This is a genomic window from Gillisia mitskevichiae (assembly GCF_003634585.1).
GTDB lineage: Bacteria > Bacteroidota > Bacteroidia > Flavobacteriales > Flavobacteriaceae > Gillisia > Gillisia mitskevichiae.
In genome coordinates, this window is record NZ_RBLG01000001.1 from 1,009,775 (window position 1) to 1,025,897 (window position 16,123).

Annotated in this window: 12 protein-coding genes; all 12 read left to right on the forward strand. The window is 34.9% G+C overall.

The genetic code is table 11. From position 1 onward, the window contains the following. Positions 1–31: 31 nt before the first annotated feature. The 12 genes from sov to BC962_RS04590 all read left to right on the forward strand — a co-directional run bounded on the left by sov (position 32) and on the right by BC962_RS04590 (position 16,095). Positions 32–7,150: a T9SS outer membrane translocon Sov/SprA gene (gene sov / locus BC962_RS04535; protein ID WP_121344949.1), complete on the forward strand. Its 7,119-nt coding sequence runs from the start codon at positions 32–34 to the stop codon at positions 7,148–7,150. A gap of 64 nt (positions 7,151–7,214) precedes the next feature. Continuing rightward, complete coding sequence (gene gcvH / locus BC962_RS04540) at positions 7,215–7,595, forward strand: glycine cleavage system protein GcvH (RefSeq protein WP_121344691.1); 381 nt, start codon at positions 7,215–7,217, stop codon at positions 7,593–7,595. Continuing rightward, entirely contained in the window at positions 7,585–7,989 is a 405-nt protein-coding gene (locus BC962_RS04545) for a VanZ family protein (protein WP_245984022.1), read from the forward strand. The genes gcvH and BC962_RS04545 overlap by 11 nt, the downstream gene beginning before the upstream one ends. Before the next feature lie 44 nt (positions 7,990–8,033). Beyond that, complete coding sequence (locus BC962_RS04550; protein WP_121344692.1) at positions 8,034–8,756, forward strand: energy transducer TonB; 723 nt, start codon at positions 8,034–8,036, stop codon at positions 8,754–8,756. A 136-nt stretch (positions 8,757–8,892) separates the two neighbouring features. After that, positions 8,893–10,995, forward strand: coding sequence for a gliding motility protein RemB (locus BC962_RS04555; RefSeq protein WP_121344693.1), 2,103 nt, complete (start codon positions 8,893–8,895; stop codon positions 10,993–10,995). Between the two features lie 230 nt (positions 10,996–11,225). Continuing rightward, complete coding sequence (gene cyoE / locus BC962_RS04560) at positions 11,226–12,128, forward strand: heme o synthase (RefSeq protein WP_121344694.1); 903 nt, start codon at positions 11,226–11,228, stop codon at positions 12,126–12,128. Then, positions 12,119–12,700: a cytochrome c oxidase subunit 3 gene (locus tag BC962_RS04565; protein ID WP_121344695.1), complete on the forward strand. Its 582-nt coding sequence runs from the start codon at positions 12,119–12,121 to the stop codon at positions 12,698–12,700. The genes cyoE and BC962_RS04565 overlap by 10 nt, the downstream gene beginning before the upstream one ends. 45 nt (positions 12,701–12,745) lie before the next feature. Then, positions 12,746–13,726 (forward strand): cytochrome c oxidase subunit 3, encoded by a 981-nt coding sequence (locus BC962_RS04570; RefSeq protein ID WP_121344696.1) that lies wholly within the window; start codon positions 12,746–12,748, stop codon positions 13,724–13,726. Positions 13,727–13,743: 17 nt separating this feature from the next. Then, on the forward strand, positions 13,744–14,106 hold the full coding sequence (locus tag BC962_RS04575; protein ID WP_121344697.1) for a cytochrome C oxidase subunit IV family protein: 363 nt from the start codon (positions 13,744–13,746) through the stop codon (positions 14,104–14,106). 85 nt (positions 14,107–14,191) lie between these two features. Further along, positions 14,192–14,836, forward strand: coding sequence for a hypothetical protein (locus BC962_RS04580; RefSeq protein WP_121344698.1), 645 nt, complete (start codon positions 14,192–14,194; stop codon positions 14,834–14,836). Then, positions 14,836–15,561 (forward strand): SCO family protein, encoded by a 726-nt coding sequence (locus BC962_RS04585; RefSeq protein ID WP_121344699.1) that lies wholly within the window; start codon positions 14,836–14,838, stop codon positions 15,559–15,561. Before BC962_RS04580 ends, BC962_RS04585 begins: the two co-directional genes overlap by 1 nt. Continuing rightward, complete coding sequence (locus tag BC962_RS04590; RefSeq protein ID WP_121344700.1) at positions 15,562–16,095, forward strand: DUF420 domain-containing protein; 534 nt, start codon at positions 15,562–15,564, stop codon at positions 16,093–16,095. The last annotated feature ends 28 nt before the right edge of the window (positions 16,096–16,123 follow it).

Here is a 16,123-nt window from a genome sequence, read left to right on the forward strand (position 1 = left end):
TTCATACTAACAAATCTTGAGGAATAATTACTTGAAACTACAATTAACATCTCTGTTTGGGATTTTTTGGTTATTTGTCTCTTCTCCTAGTTTACATGCTCAAGATACACTTGCAGCTCAAGATTCCATCCGCACAGGTTATGCTACCGGTACTTTGTCTTTGCCAAACCCTGCAAGTATTGTTGCAGGATACGAGTACGATCCAATTCTTAATAGATACATTTATACTGAAAAATTAGGAGCTTATAATCTGTCCATTCCTCTAATTTTAACGACAGAGGAATATCAAGAGTTGGTGATACAGGAGGAGATCCGAAATTATTTTAAGGAAAAGAGCAATGCCATCTCAGAAAATAGAGAAGGAGATCCAGAAGCTCAACAGGATCTTTTGCCAAGTTATTATGTGAATTCAGGTTTTTTTGAGAGCATTTTTGGAGGAAAAGAAATAGAAGTAGTGCCTCAAGGTAGTGTTGCTATGGATCTTGGACTGCTATTTACAAAACAGGATAATCCTTCTTTTTCCCCAAGAAATAGAAGTAATCTCACATTTGATTTTGATCAAAGGATCCAGCTTAGTCTACTGGGGAATGTAGGTACAAAATTAAAGGTACTCGCAAATTACGATACAGAGTCTACTTTCGACTTTCAGAACCAGTTGAAATTGGAGTATACTCCTAATGAAGATGATATCGTACAAAAAATTGAAGTTGGTAATGTGAATATGCCACTTAATAGCGCGCTTATCCAGGGTGCACAAAGCTTGTTTGGTTTTAAAACGGAACTGCAGTTTGGTAAAACCAGAGTTACAGGAGTTTTTTCTGAACAAAAATCAGAACGAAGAACTGTAAACGTGGAGGGCGGAGCTACAGTAGAAGAATTCGAGAAATTCGCTATAGATTACGATCAGGACAGGCACTTTTTCTTATCACATTACTTTAGAGATAATTATAATCAAGCACTTCAGAATTATCCCTTTATTAATAGCAATATTCAAATTCAACGAATTCAGGTTTGGGTTACTAATCGCACAAATAATATTCAGAATTTAAACGATACCCGAAATATTGTTGCTATTCAAGATCTTGGGGAGACTAATATTCCTGGTAATATAGGTTTAAATAATCCTCCTGCTGGCTTTTTTAATACCGCACAAGGAGCTTTTCCCAATAACCCAAACAACGATTTTAACCCTTTTGGAATAACCGGTCCCGGAGAATCTATTTTAACTCCTGCAATTCGGGATATATCTACTGTTCAAAGTGGTTTCGGGGGAGTAGTGGTTTCTGAAGGACAGGATTATGCAAAGCTTGAAAATGCCAGACAATTAAAACCCAATGAGTTCACTTTTGATCAGCGACTTGGTTATATAAGTCTTAACCAACGATTAAGTAATGATGAAGTTTTAGGGGTTGCTTTTCAATATACGGTCAATGGGCAAGTATATCAGGTTGGAGAATTCGCAAATGATGGTGTAGATGCTAATACTCAGGCAGAAGTTGATGGCGCTAGGATCAATCAGAACTTGGTGGTAAAGATGCTAAAGAGCACAGTAACCAATGTGAGTGAGCCGGTTTGGGACCTTATGATGAAAAACATCTATGCTTTAGGTGCTTTTCAATTAGAACGGGATGATTTCAGATTAAATATTTTATATACAGATCCGCAACCGCAAAACTATTTATCTCCAGCTCCTGGATCTGGAAATCCGTTACCAGAAGATGTTGCTGAAACTACCTTGCTACGTGTATTTAATCTAGATAAATTAAATACCAACAACGACCCTGTGAATGGGGGTGATGGCTTTTTTGATTATGTCCCAGGTATTACGATCAACCCACAAAACGGCTTGGTTATTTTTACTACAGTAGAACCCTTTGGAGAGTATTTATTCGATAAATTGGATAATACTCCTAATGGTGGAGGGGAAGATTACGACATACCGGAATCTTATAATGATAATCAGCGAGAATATGTTTTTAGGTCTTTATATCGAACTACCAAAATTCAGGCAGAGCAAGAAGATGCCGATAAGAATAAATTTCAGTTAAAAGGAAGATACAAATCTTCTCAAGTAGATGGGATCCCTGTTGGATTTAACCTGCCGCAAGGTTCTGTAACTGTAACTGCCGGAGGGCGAGTGCTTCAAGAAGGAGTAGATTATGTAGTGAATTATCAATTAGGAAGAGTGCAAATTATAGATGACGCTTTATTAGCTTCAGATATTCCTATACAAGTATCTACAGAAAATAATGCTCTTTTTGGACAGCAGTCTAAAAGATTTACGGGGATTAATATAGAGCACCAATTCAATGACAAATTATTAGTTGGGGGTACATTTTTGAATTTAAAAGAACGTCCACTAACTCAAAAAGCCAATTATAGTTACGAGCCTGTTAATAATACTATCTACGGATTAAATGCTGCCTATAGTACAGAAGTGCCGTTTTTAACCAGATTGGTGAATAAGCTACCAAATATTGATACCGATGTTCCTTCTAATTTTTCTATTCGTGGAGAATTTGCCTATTTGCAGCCGGGAGCACCACAGGTAAATGATTTTGACCAAAAGGCAACTACCTATATAGATGATTTTGAAGCATCACAAACTTCTATATCCATAAACAATCCTTTAAGTTGGGAGCTTTCTAGTGTGCCTTTAGATTTTGGAGGAGAGCTAAGTAACGGAGATCTGGCCGCAGGATATAAAAGAGCAAATTTATCTTGGTATACTATAGATCCAATTTTTTATAGCAGTAGAAGACCAAGTGGAATTACAGATGCAGACCTTTCTAATTTTGCTACAAGAAGGGTTTTTCTAAACGAAATATTTCCTAATACAGATGTGATCCAAGGACAGCCACAGGTTATTTACACAATGGATCTTGCATTTTCACCAAGTATGCGTGGACCATATAACTATAATCCAGCTGCTGCAGGTGGAAATACTTTAAACAATCCTAAAGAAAATTTTGCAGGTATTTCTAGAGCGATCACTTCTACCAATTTTGAACAGACCAACGTAGAATTTATTGAATTTTGGATGATGGATCCTTTTATTTATTCTGAAAATGCTGGGAATACTGGTGGAACGATCAGTTTTAACTTAGGTAATATATCTGAAGACGTACTTAAGGATGGTAGAAAACAATATGAAAATGGACTTCCACAAGATGGGGGAGCTCAAAATACGGTAAGTACTACATTCGGAAAAGTACCGGCAGATCAATCCTTAATATATGCATTTGATACTCAAGGGCAGGAACGGGTTAATCAAGATGCAGGTTTTGATGGTTTAGGAGATGCGGAAGAAGCCTTGAAATTTTCAGCATTTAGTAATCTACCAGATCCTTCTGCAGATAATTACGAATATTTTTTAAATAGAGATGGGAGTATCCTAGATCGTTATAGAAATTATAATGGAACCGAAGGGAATTCTCCAACAGAACTAACAGATACCAACAGGGGAAATACAACTTTACCAACTACCGAGGATCTCAACAGAGATAATACTATGAATACTATTAATAGTTATTTTCAGTATGACGTAAAGATCTTTCCAGGAATGAATGCTTCTAATAGCCCTTATATTACAGATGTTAGGGAGGTGGAAGCTCCGTTGCCTAATGGACAAGATCTTCCCGTTAGATGGATCCAATTTAAAGTGCCAATTTTTGAGCCAACAGAAACCAAAGGTGGAATTGCCGATTTTAGATCTATCCGATTTATGCGACTTTTCTTAACAGACTTTCAGCAAGAAACTGTGTTGAGATTTGGAACTATGGATCTGGTACGTGGAGATTATAGAAGATACAATCAAAGTTTAGATCCGGATAATCTAAATCAGCCAGTAGAAGAAGGAACTTTGTTTGAGGTTTCTGCCGTAAATATAGAGGAGAACGAAAATAGGGAGCCAATTCCTTATGTATTGCCTCCTGGGGTGAACAGAGAAGAGTTATTCAGTAATAATTCTAATATCCGCCAGAATGAACAATCGCTTTCTATTAGAACTTGCGATCTAGAACCACAAGATGCTAGGGCGGTTTATAAGAATTTCCAAGTGGATATGCGCCAATATAAGAATTTGGAAATGTTCCTTCATGCCGAATCTTTTGTGAATGAGATCGCTTTAAAAGATGGGCAATTAATTGCTTTTGTAAGAATAGGAACCGATTTTACAGATAATTATTATCAAATTGAAATACCTCTAACGGCAACCTTGCCTGGTGCAACTTCTGCAGATGAGATTTGGCCAGAAGCTAACAGGCTTTTATTAGAATTAGACCTGTTGCAACAAGTGAAAACTAAAGTTTTGGGTGAGCCTTCACTGGTTCCTACTGAGTTGAATTATTTTAATGAAGACTTAAGTATCGCTAATTCTAATGATCCATATGAAGTTGGACAACTTAGAATTGGGATCAAAGGAAATCCGAGTTTTGGAAATGTGAGATTAATGATGCTTGGGGTAAAGAATGGAAGTCCAGAGAATACCGCGTCTGATATATGCGGGGAAGTGTGGTTCAACGAATTGAGATTGTCGGATCTAGATAATCAAGGAGGTTGGGCAGCAATTGTAAATATGGATACTAATATAGCCGATTTTGCTACAGTTTCTGCAACAGGAAGAAAAAGCACGATTGGTTTTGGAGCTTTGGAAGAAGGTCCTAATCAAAGAAGTAGAGAAGATCTTCAGCAATATGATGTAGTTACCAATATAAACGCAGGGCAATTATTACCAAAAAAATGGGGAGTTCAAATTCCATTTAACTATAGCCGTGGCGAGGAGTTGATCACACCTAAATACGACCAAGAATTTTTGGATCTAGAACTTCAAACTAGATTAGATGATATTACAGATGCAGATGAGCGCGATCTTGTGAGAGAACAATCTGAATCTTATACTAAAAGACAGAGTGTAAATCTTATTGGTTTACGAAAGGACCGAGTAGGAGATAAAAAACCGATGCCTTATGATATAGAGAACTTTGCATTTTCTAGTTCTTACAACCAGGTAGATCATCGTGATTTTGAAATTGAAGATGCACTTAGTCAAAATGTAAGGTTAGGAGCAACTTACGATTATGGCTTTTTGCCATTAACGTTAGAGCCTTTTAAAAATATAAAAGCCTTAGATAGCAGTGATTATTATTCTTTAGTGAAAGATTTTAATGTGAATCTTTTACCTACCAATCTTTCTTTTGGATCTAATATTTTTAGACAATATAATGAGCAAAAATTTAGAGAGTTATCTTTAAATGAAAATGATATAGGGATCCCAACCTTGTATCAGCGAAATTTTGTTTTCGACTGGCAATACCGCATAAATTATAATTTAACTAAATCCCTTCAGTTTAGTTTAAGCGCAACTAACAATAGATTGGTAAGGAATTATTTTACTGAAGATAATTTTGTAGATAATAGCGTGGGCATATGGGACGACTTTTTTGAAGTAGGAACTCCAAATCAGCATTTTCAATCTTTACAAGTGAATTATGAGCTGCCTTTCGCGAAGATCCCAATTTTAGAATTCATTAAAACTACCTATTCCTATACAGGAGATTTTCAATGGCAGCGTGGGTCTCAAATCTACGATCAGTTGGAAGGGATTCCAGATCTAGGAAATTCAGTGCAAAATTCAAGCATTCATCAGATCAATGCAAATATGGACATGCAAGGTTTGTATAAATATTTAAACCTAGTGCCTAAAAAATCTACTGCAAACTCAATTAAAGCACGCAGTGCTGCTGTGCCAAAATCGCCTAATGAGAAAGCGGAAGCTGAGGTAAAAGCTCCAAAATCTGATAAAGCTTATAACACTGTATTAGGTTTAGTGACTGCTATTAAACGAGTGCAATTAACTTACCGAGAAAATGAGGGGATCTTTTTGCCTGGATATACACCTAGTATTGGGTTTTTGGGAACACTTAGACCTACAACTGGATTTATTTTAGGAAGCCAAAATGATGTTAGAGGTATTGCTGCTAGAAATGGATGGTTAACCATGTATCAGGAATTCAATCAGCAATATACTTCGGTTCAAAATAAGCAATTGGAGATGCAGGCTTCATTGAGTTTAATTCCAGATCTTACTATAGACTTAAATGCGAGCAGAATATATTCAGAAACTTATAATGAAAATTATAAAATCAATCCAACAAGTTTAGAATATCAATCCCTGAGTCCTTATAGCTTTGGAAACTTTAATATCTCTACGGTTTTAATTAAGAGTGCTTTTCAACAAAATGATCAGGAATTTTCGGAAACCTTTCAGGATTTTAGAGATAATAGATTGGAAATTGCGCAACGATTGGCATCCGAAAATGGAAGGGATCTCAATGAAGTAGACGCAGATGGTTTCCCTGTTGGTTATGGAAAAACGAATCAGGCTGTGTTATTACCAGCATTTCTTGCCGCCTATACTGGGCAAAGTGCATCTTCTGTAAAATTGGGAGCTTTTAGAAATGTGCCAATTCCTAATTGGGATATTAAATACACAGGGTTAATGAGATTAGACTGGTTCAAAAAGAATTTTAAAAGATTCTCTTTAAGCCATGGATATAGAGCTGGATACACGATCAATCAGTTTCAATCTAATTTAGATTATAATTCTAGCAATCCTTATGAATTTAATCAGGCCAATAACTTTAAGAACAAACTATTATTTGCGAATATCAACCTAACCGAACTGTTTAGCCCGCTTGTAAGATTAGATATGGAGACTAAAGAAGCTATTAGAATATTGGCTGAAATAAAGAAAGACAGAACCATGTCTCTAAGTTTCGATAATAATCTATTAACCGAGGTAAAAGGGAATGAGTATATATTAGGTTTGGGATATAGAATAAAAGATTTTAAGATCACGACCAATCTTGGAGGGAAACAACGGGTGCTAAGTAGCGATCTTAACTTTAAAGCTGATGTAGCTTACCGAAAAAATATTAATATCATTAGATATCTAGATCTAGATAATAACCAAGTGATCGCTGGACAAGACCTGTGGGCAATTAATTTTGTAGTAGATTATGCAATCTCTAAAAATTTGACAGCCTTGTTTTATTATGATCACACGTTCTCTGAATATGCTATTTCTACTGCTTTCCCTCAAACAACTATTCGTTCTGGATTTACATTGAGATATAATTTTGGAAATTAATTGATAGCTGTTTGAACAGACCCAAGAATAAATTAACTTTGTGCACCTAGAAAAAAATAAATTTATGAATATACCACAAGAATTAAAGTACACCAAAGATCACGAATGGGTGAAAATCGATGGGAATGTTGCCACAATTGGCGTTACAGATTTCGCTCAAGGAGAACTTGGTGATATAGTATATGTTGAAGTGGAGACTGTAGGAGAGACTATGGAACGCGAAGAAGTTTTTGGTACTGTAGAAGCCGTAAAAACTGTTTCAGACCTATTTTTACCTCTTGCTGGGGAGATCATAGAATTTAATGAAAGTCTTGAGGATACTCCAGAAAAGGTGAATACAGATCCTTATGGGGATGGATGGATGGTAAAGATCCAGATTTCTGATGAAGATGAGATCGCAGGTTTAATGAGTCCGGAAGAATATAAAGAACTTATTGGCGGCTAGATTAATTTTAATAATTGCGGTATTTTATACCATTTTTATAAGCTATTTGTCCTTAATTCAATTAGGAAAGATCTCTCTTGGAGATTTTAATCCTACAGATAAAATGATGCATTTAGGTGCATATTTTGTATTGGGTTTTGTTTGGTTTTTTTACTATTTGTTTAAAAATCAGGATAAGAGCATTAGATTTAAGGGTTTTTTTAACATTTCAGTTTTAATTATACTATTTGGTATGTTAATTGAGGTTTTACAAGGAGCTCTTACAGATTATCGAGACCCGGATTGGGCTGATATACTGGCAAATAGTATCGGAGTTTTATTGGCGTTAGGCATGTGTCTGGGATTTTTAAAATTCTTTAAACGCTTAAAACATAAGATTAATTCATTTTTATGAAAAAATATTTTACTTTAGCAACCCTTATTAATTAGTATCGAATTATGAAACCCAAGAAAAATCCGAAAGCCGATTTAACAAAGCGTAGCGTTCTCTTTCTTCAGTTAGGGCTTATTTTAGTCCTATTTCTTGCTTGGCAAGGTATAGAATGGAAGACCTATGATAAAAGTAATATAGATCTTGGTCAATTAGACCTAGGTGATCTAGATGATGAAGAAATTCCAATCACGGAAATTCTGAACACGCCACCACCACCACCACCACCGCCACCAGCACCGGAAATAATTGAGGTTGTTGAAGATGAAGAAGAAGTAGAGGAAGATGTAATTGAGTCTACAGAAACTAATCAAGATGAGATCGTTGAGGTTAAAGAGGTTGTTGAAGCACCAGTTGAAGAAGTGATTGCAGATGTACCATTTGCTGTTATTGAAAATGTGCCGATTTTCCCAGGTTGTGAAAACTTGAGTAATAACGACCAAAGAAAGAAATGTATGAGTGAAAAGGTTCAGGAATTTGTGAACCGAAAGTTTAATACAGATCTAGGGAGCCAGTTAGGGCTTTGTGGAGTAAATAGAATTATTGTTCAATTTAAGATCGATAAGAACGGTAATATTACAGATGTTCGTTCTCGTGCACCACACCCAAGATTAGAGCAGGAAGCTGCTAGAGTAATTAATGCATTGCCTAAAATGCAACCAGGTAAGCAGAGAGGTAAGCCAGTTGGGGTTATGTACTCTTTACCAATTGTTTTCCAAGTACAGGATTAAAACACTTTAAAATTATATAGAATTCCCATTCTGCCTTGCAGTTTGGGAATTTTTTAGTTTGTAGACTTCTTGTTCTAAAGAATAAAAAATTTGGTATCTTTCGCCTGTTTCAACCTATAATATTCGTATTCCCTCTATGAAGTATTTTGGATTTCTGCTGCTTTATTTTATATCCTACAATGCATTTCCGCAAGACGGATTTTCTGAATTTGAAACTTATCCATCTTTTTCTAATTGTTCAGAAGTAGATTTTAATGCAGAGGAAACATGTTTTAAAAATACCTTGATGCAATTGTTTACCGATAATTTTCAATTGCCTGCAAAGGTTTCGGAAGAGAATTATAAAGGAGAAGCTATAGTTCTTTTTGAAGTTACTAAAGAAGGAAAGTTCAAAGTTCTTTATATAGATGCTATCTATTCAGAATTAAAAGAGGAGATTCAACGAGTTTTTGAAGAACTTCCTATTATCTCCCCAGCCACTTATAATGGCAATCCAACTTATGCCCAGTTTAGATTTCCTTTAAAGATCCCTTTAGGATATACCAAAATGTTGTCTCCTTCCGCCGAAGCAATTACCACAACAGAAAATAGATCTGTTCAAAAGAAAAAGTCACTTACAGAATATGATAGTATAGTTTCTGAGCCATTTATTAGCAAAATAAATTCTAGTAATTTGTTTGTGCCGCTTTCTCATGAGCGCTACAATAGGTTTGATGCGGAGATGAATAGGGTTGGAAATAATAGTCACACTGCCACTAAGCCTTATATCTACAATGAAGTTTCTAAATATTACGATTTTGATGCCGAATTTAAGCAAGGCAAAGCTCGTAAAGCCTGGGTAGGTAGAAAGATATGGGATGAGCACTTAGTAACTTTTCAGGGAGAGAATTATTGGTTTACTGGAGATGTAGTTGTAGATCTACAAGTAGGAAAGGATTTTCAGAGTGATGTTGCATTTACCTATAATAATACCCGAGGTGCTATTTTTCAGGGAGGATTGGGGAAGAATTTTAATTTCTACACAGTGGTTTTTGAAAGTCAAGGTCGCTTTGCCGATTATTTTAATAGATATGCAGAGAGTATTGATCCATTTGGTGGAAACCCAGCGATTATTCCGGGGAGAGGGATTGCAAAGGAATTTTTAGAAGATGGATATGATTTTCCTGTAGCTGAAGGTTATTTGTCTTATAAAGTTTCAGACTTCTTTAATGTGCAGTTTGGTCATGGAAAGAATTTTATTGGCGATGGTTATCGGTCGTTGTTAATGAGTGATATTGCTAGTCCGTATCCATTTTTAAAATTTAACACCAGTTTTTGGAAACTTAAATATACCAATACATTTATGTCTTTGCGTGATGTGCGGGAAGAAGTGTCTGCGGAAGGTTCTTATAGAACTAAATATATGGCAAATCATTACTTGAGTTTGAATCTTACTAAAAGATTTAATCTTGGTTTATTCGAATCTGTGATCTGGCAAAATGATAATGGGCGCGGTTTCGATGTTAATTATTTGAATCCGGTGATTTTTTATAGATCCATAGAGTTTTCTACTGGCGCTAGAGGGGGAAATGCAATTATTGGGCTCACAGGAAAGTATAAGTGGAATGATCAGATCAATCTTTATGGACAGTGGGTGATCGATGAATTTTCTACAGAAAAGATCTTTGGCGGCAATCAAAGCTGGAAGAATAAATTAGGCTACCAGTTAGGCGTTAAATACTTTGATGCTTTTAATGTGCCAGATCTTTATTTACAAGCTGAATACAATCAAGTTAGACCTTATACGTATTCTCATAATTCTGTTGTATTAAATTACGGACATAACAATCAATCTCTTGCGCACTTGTGGGGCTCTAATTTTAGGGAGATTATAGGGATTGCTAGATATAGAAAAGACAGGATATTTGGTAGTGCTAAAGTGATCTATGGGAAACGTGGTTTCGATTTCGATGATGGAAGTGATGATAGGTATTATGGCGGTAATATTTACCGAAGTGAACGGGATCGTGCTTTTGAGGATGGTGTAAAAATTGGGCAAGGAAATACTACCAACACTTTCTTTTCTGAAGTAGAAGCAGGGTATATTATTAATCCGGTGACCAATCTAAAACTATTTGGAAGTCTTATTTATAGAAATTTTAATCCGCAGGTAAATACCGACCTTATTTCAAAAGAGAGTACAGTTTGGTTAAATGTGGGAATTAGAACAGATATATTTAATTGGTATTACGAATATTAACAGTTATTGCATTCTCTTATTAAAAACGAACTTATTAAGTTAGTTTATTTCAATAACAATGAGAGATTATGATAAATACTGATTAAAGATAGGGCTCCTTGTCTAAAAAGCTCATTGGTCTATAAATCTATATTTTTTTGAGTAGGTAATCTTCTGAAAATTAACTTTTTCACATTCTTGTTAAAACACAATTAAGAAGTATCTTTGCGCCAAATATTAAATTGCTTTTTTTGAGTAATACAAGCGTACATACCCCTTCTATATCAGTACTTTCAGATTTTAAAGAGATCACTAAAATGCGATTGGCAATTAGTGTGGTTTTTTCATCTGTGGCGGGATATTTTTTGGGAGCAGAAGTGGTGAATTTTGTTACCGTTTTATTATTGGCAATTGGTGGATATTGCATGGTAGGCGCTTCTAATGCTTACAATCAAATTATAGAGCGAGATCTTGATGTTTTGATGGATCGCACAAAGAATAGACCAATCCCTGCGGGGAGAATGTCTGTAAACACTGCATTTATTATTGCAAGCAGTCTTACCGTTATTGGTTTGATAGTTCTGTATATAATTAACCCTAAAACAGCTATGTTTGGGGCAATTAGCATCTTTCTGTATGTTAGTGTTTATACTCCACTTAAAACTAGAACTCCTTTATCTGTATTTGTTGGAGCCTTTCCTGGAGCTATTCCTTTTATGTTAGGTTGGGTTGCAGCAACTAATGAGTTTAGTATAGAGCCTGGAACGCTATTCATGATCCAGTTCTTTTGGCAATTCCCTCACTTTTGGGCTATTGGTTGGTGGTTGTTTGATGATTATAAAAAAGGTGGGTTTTTTATGTTGCCTACAGGAAAAAGAGATAAAGGGACGGCTATTCAAGTCATCTTGTATACAGTTTGGACAATTTTGGTATCCTTAATCCCAGTTTTTGGGGTTACAGGAAGACTCTTCCTTACTCCTTATGCAGGGGCTATTATTTTAGTGCTTGGTTTAGGTATGTTGTATTATGCATTCAAATTATATAAGAATCGTGATGCGATCTCAGCTAAAAAATTAATGTTTGCTAGTGTGTCCTATATCACACTTTTGCAAATTGTTTATGTATTGGATAAATTTTTAAGAGAATGGATATAACACAAGAGACCCGTAGTTACAAAATTGGCAGAGCCAAAAAAATGATGCTATGGTTTGGTATTGCAAGTATGGTAATGATGTTTGCAGGAATAACCAGTGCCTATGTGGTAAGTAAGAATAGACCAGACTGGATTTCCGATTTTGAATTACCAGAGACCTTATATTGGAGCACCCTGGTTATTATTATTAGTAGTATCACATTTATGCTTGCTAAGAGAGCTATTTTAAAGGAAAGTCGGTCACAAGCTACTGTGATGTTATTAACTACATTGGCTTTGGGAATATTATTTGTGGATCTACAATTCCGAAGTTTTTCAGAAATTATAGCATCAGGTTATTATTTTACAGGAAGTGAGAGCACAATTACTACTTCCTTTATTTATGTAGTTGTTTTATTGCATCTTGCCCACCTTACGGCAGGCTTAATAGTACTTTTGGTTGTAATTTATAACCATTTTAAACAACGATACAAAAAGGGTCAAATGCTTGGAATTGAGCTAGGTGTCACCTTTTGGCACTTCTTGGATGCGCTCTGGGTTTACCTGTTTGTATTTTTATATTTCTTTAGATAATAAATTTGCGTATTTTTGCCCATCATATAAAATCAAATTCTTCATATGGAAGCTACTGTTATTAGAACAGGCACCGAAGGTAAAACCTGGGGCGGTGGAAATGAGCCATTAAAGGCTAGTTACGGTAAAATGATGATGTGGTTCTTCATCGTTTCTGATGCACTTACATTTTCAGGATTCTTAGCTGCTTACGGTTTTTCAAGATTTAAATTCATAGATTCTTGGCCTATTGCCGATGAAGTGTTTAATCACTTCCCGTTTTTGCATGGAGTAGACGCTCCTATGTATTATGTAGCGTTTATGACGTTCATTCTTATTTTCTCTTCTGTAACTATGGTACTGGCAGTAGATGCTGGTCATCATATGAAGAAAGGTAAGGTGACCTTGTATATGTTTCTAACCATTATTGGAGGAGCCATCTTCGTAGGTTCACAAGCATGGGAATGGAAGAATTTTATTAAAGGTGAATATGGAGCAGTAACTACTAACGGAGGAAACATTCTTCAGTTCGTAGATGCAGATGGGAAACGTGTTGCTATCGCAGATTTTGTGGCAGAATTACCTGTTACTAGAGTAGCTAATCAGAGAAATAATGGGATTTGGTTTACAGAAAATGAAACTGTATCTGAATATACTATTGAAGAAGTAAAAGCTGGTTTTGCTGCAAATGAAAACATTTTAGTTAGAACTAAAATATTCGATGAGAATGGCGAAAAAACGATACTTTCTAGAGAGGAATCTATTAGTAAACTAAACGCTGAAGCTATTGGCGTGGTTCAAGGAGCTAATCTTACAGAGAATGAATACGGCCCACCCTTATTTGCAGATTTCTTCTTCTTTATAACTGGTTTCCACGGATTCCACGTTTTATCTGGAGTTATAATTAATATCATCATCTTTTTCAATGTGATCTTAGGGACATACGAGAGAAGAGGAAGTTATGAAATGGTAGAAAAGGTTGGTTTATACTGGCACTTTGTAGATTTAGTTTGGGTATTTGTATTTACATTCTTTTACCTGGTTTAATTCTGAAATAAATAAAAATGGCACATAGTACTACACATCACCACGAGTCTAATACCAAAAGAATTTGGTTTGTTTTTGCCCTACTTTCTGTAGTTACAATAGTAGAGGTAATCTTAGGGATCATTAAACCTGATTTCCTTGTAGACACAACGTTCCTTGCAATGAAGTTGCTTAACTGGATCTTCATTATACTTACTATTTATAAAGCATATTATATTGCGTGGGCATTTATGCATTTAGAAGGAGAATCTAAAGGCCTTCGTAGAGCTGTTGTTTGGTCATCGATCTTTTTAATAAGTTATTTGATGTTCATTTTATTAACAGAAGGAGATTATATCTTCGATGTTTATAAGAACGGTCAGGTAGCCTGGGATTTTTAATATTCTACTATAAGTTAAAAGCATAAGAAAAGACGGTTATTTAAAACCGTCTTTTTACTTTTGTAACCCGTAACAACACGGCTTTATGAAGAAATTTTTAATACTCGGCGTTTTATTCTTATTACCTATAGTTGCCTATTTATTCTTTTCTTCTGGAATAAATAATTTTGCTAAACTACCTGTACTTACAGAGCAAGTAAAAGATATACGAGATCTAGAGAATAATAGAGATTCAATTGTAAGCTTTCAAAATAAAATTAGCATAGTTGCTTTCTTTGGCAATGATCTGGCTGCGTTAAAAGGAAACACATTTAATCTGGATAAAAAAATTCTAGAGAAGTTCTATAAATTTGATGATTTTCAATTTGTGATCATTCTTCCAAATCAAGCTAAGTTGCAATCACAACAATTTGTATCGGAGTTTAACAACATCACTAATTCCAATTATTGGAGTTTTGTGTATGCAGAGCCAAGTGAGATCAAAGATGTTTTTAAAAGCTTTAAAACAAATTTAGAATTAGATTCTAACCTGCAAACTCCATACGTTTTTATAATAGATAAAGATTCTAATTTAAGGGGGAGAGATGATGATGAAGATGGACTGCTTTATGGTTACGATTCTAGATCTGTTTCAGAATTAGGTAATAAGATGAATGATGATATTAAAGTGATCTTAGCAGAATACAGATTGGCTTTAAAGAAATATAATTCCACAATAAATAAGAAGTAATGAACAACAAATCTTATATAGGGATATCCTTAGTAATATTAATTTTTGGTATCATCTTTATACCAAAGATCATAGATAGGATCACTAATGACGAAGTTGTGAAAAATGACCGTTTGAATATAGGTAAAGGTCTTACAAATTCAGATGAACTTTCTTATATAGAATTATATGGGGAAAATAAAAAAGTTCCGGATTTTAAGTTTGTGAACCAAAATGGTGATACTATCTCTAATAATGATTATTTGGGAAAAGTATATATAGTAGAATTTTTCTTCACAACCTGTCCATCTATTTGTCCGATTATGAACAAGAATTTGGTAGAGGTTGAAAATGAGTTAGGGGAGAATAAAGATTTTGGAATTGTTTCTATTACTATAGATCCAAATCATGATACTCCAAAGGTGCTTAAAGAATATGCCGAAAATTATGAAATTGATAATCCTAATTGGAATTTTTTAACCGGAGATAAAGAAGCTATTTATTCATTGGCAAATAAAGGTTTTGGGATCTTTGCTAATACAGATAGTACAGTTCCTGGAGGATTTGCCCATTCTGGTTTATTCGCATTGGTAGATAGAGAAGGTTATGTGCGTTCCCGCTTAGATAAATTTGGAAATCCAATTATCTATTATAAAGGATCTATAGAACGTGGAGCTTCTGTTCTAGAAGGAGAGGAAGAACCACAAATAGATATTTTAATAGAAGATCTTAAAAAACTATTATAAATGGTAAATAATAAAACAGATAAAATTGCGGTTCCTATAATAATAGCCCTTTCAATACTTATCCCTATTGTAGTTATTATTTTAATGTATTTACCAGAACGCTATAATATTTTTGGAACCCAATCTGGTACATTTCCTTTTTTTCATGCTGTTCTTAACGGAAGTACTGCATTGTTGCTTACTGTTGGGTATTTTCTAATGAGCATTAAAGAATACAAATGGCACAGAAATATTATGATCATGGCATTTGTGCTATCATCTGTTTTTTTAGTGAGTTATGTGATCTCCAAGATCAGTAACGAGCCAGTTCCTTATGGAGGAGAAGGAATACTACGTTATCTCTATTTCTTTATTCTTATAACTCATATTATACTTTCTGCAATTATAGTTCCTCTAGTATTGTTTACTATGTATCGTGGGTTGTCTGGGCAATATAATAAACACGCAAAAATTGCACGTTGGACATTTCCAATCTGGTTGTATGTTTCAGTAACCGGAGTTTTGGTGTATGTTTTTATGTGGCCGTACTATTAATTTTTATAAATTTATAGTGGTGAATTTT

Bases quoted from the DNA above. Each gene is read 5' to 3' on its own strand.
- BC962_RS04590 (WP_121344700.1), top strand. From the start codon at position 15,562: ATGGTAAATAATAAAACAGATAAAATTGCGGTTCCTATAATAATAGCC.
- BC962_RS04550 (WP_121344692.1), top strand. From the start codon at position 8,034: ATGAAACCCAAGAAAAATCCGAAAGCCGATTTAACAAAGCGTAGCGTT.
- gcvH (WP_121344691.1), top strand. From the start codon at position 7,215: ATGAATATACCACAAGAATTAAAGTACACCAAAGATCACGAATGGGTG.
- BC962_RS04555 (WP_121344693.1), top strand. From the start codon at position 8,893: ATGAAGTATTTTGGATTTCTGCTGCTTTATTTTATATCCTACAATGCA.
- BC962_RS04580 (WP_121344698.1), top strand. From the start codon at position 14,192: ATGAAGAAATTTTTAATACTCGGCGTTTTATTCTTATTACCTATAGTT.
- BC962_RS04565 (WP_121344695.1), top strand. From the start codon at position 12,119: ATGGATATAACACAAGAGACCCGTAGTTACAAAATTGGCAGAGCCAAA.
- BC962_RS04575 (WP_121344697.1), top strand. From the start codon at position 13,744: ATGGCACATAGTACTACACATCACCACGAGTCTAATACCAAAAGAATT.
- BC962_RS04585 (WP_121344699.1), top strand. From the start codon at position 14,836: ATGAACAACAAATCTTATATAGGGATATCCTTAGTAATATTAATTTTT.
- BC962_RS04570 (WP_121344696.1), top strand. From the start codon at position 12,746: ATGGAAGCTACTGTTATTAGAACAGGCACCGAAGGTAAAACCTGGGGC.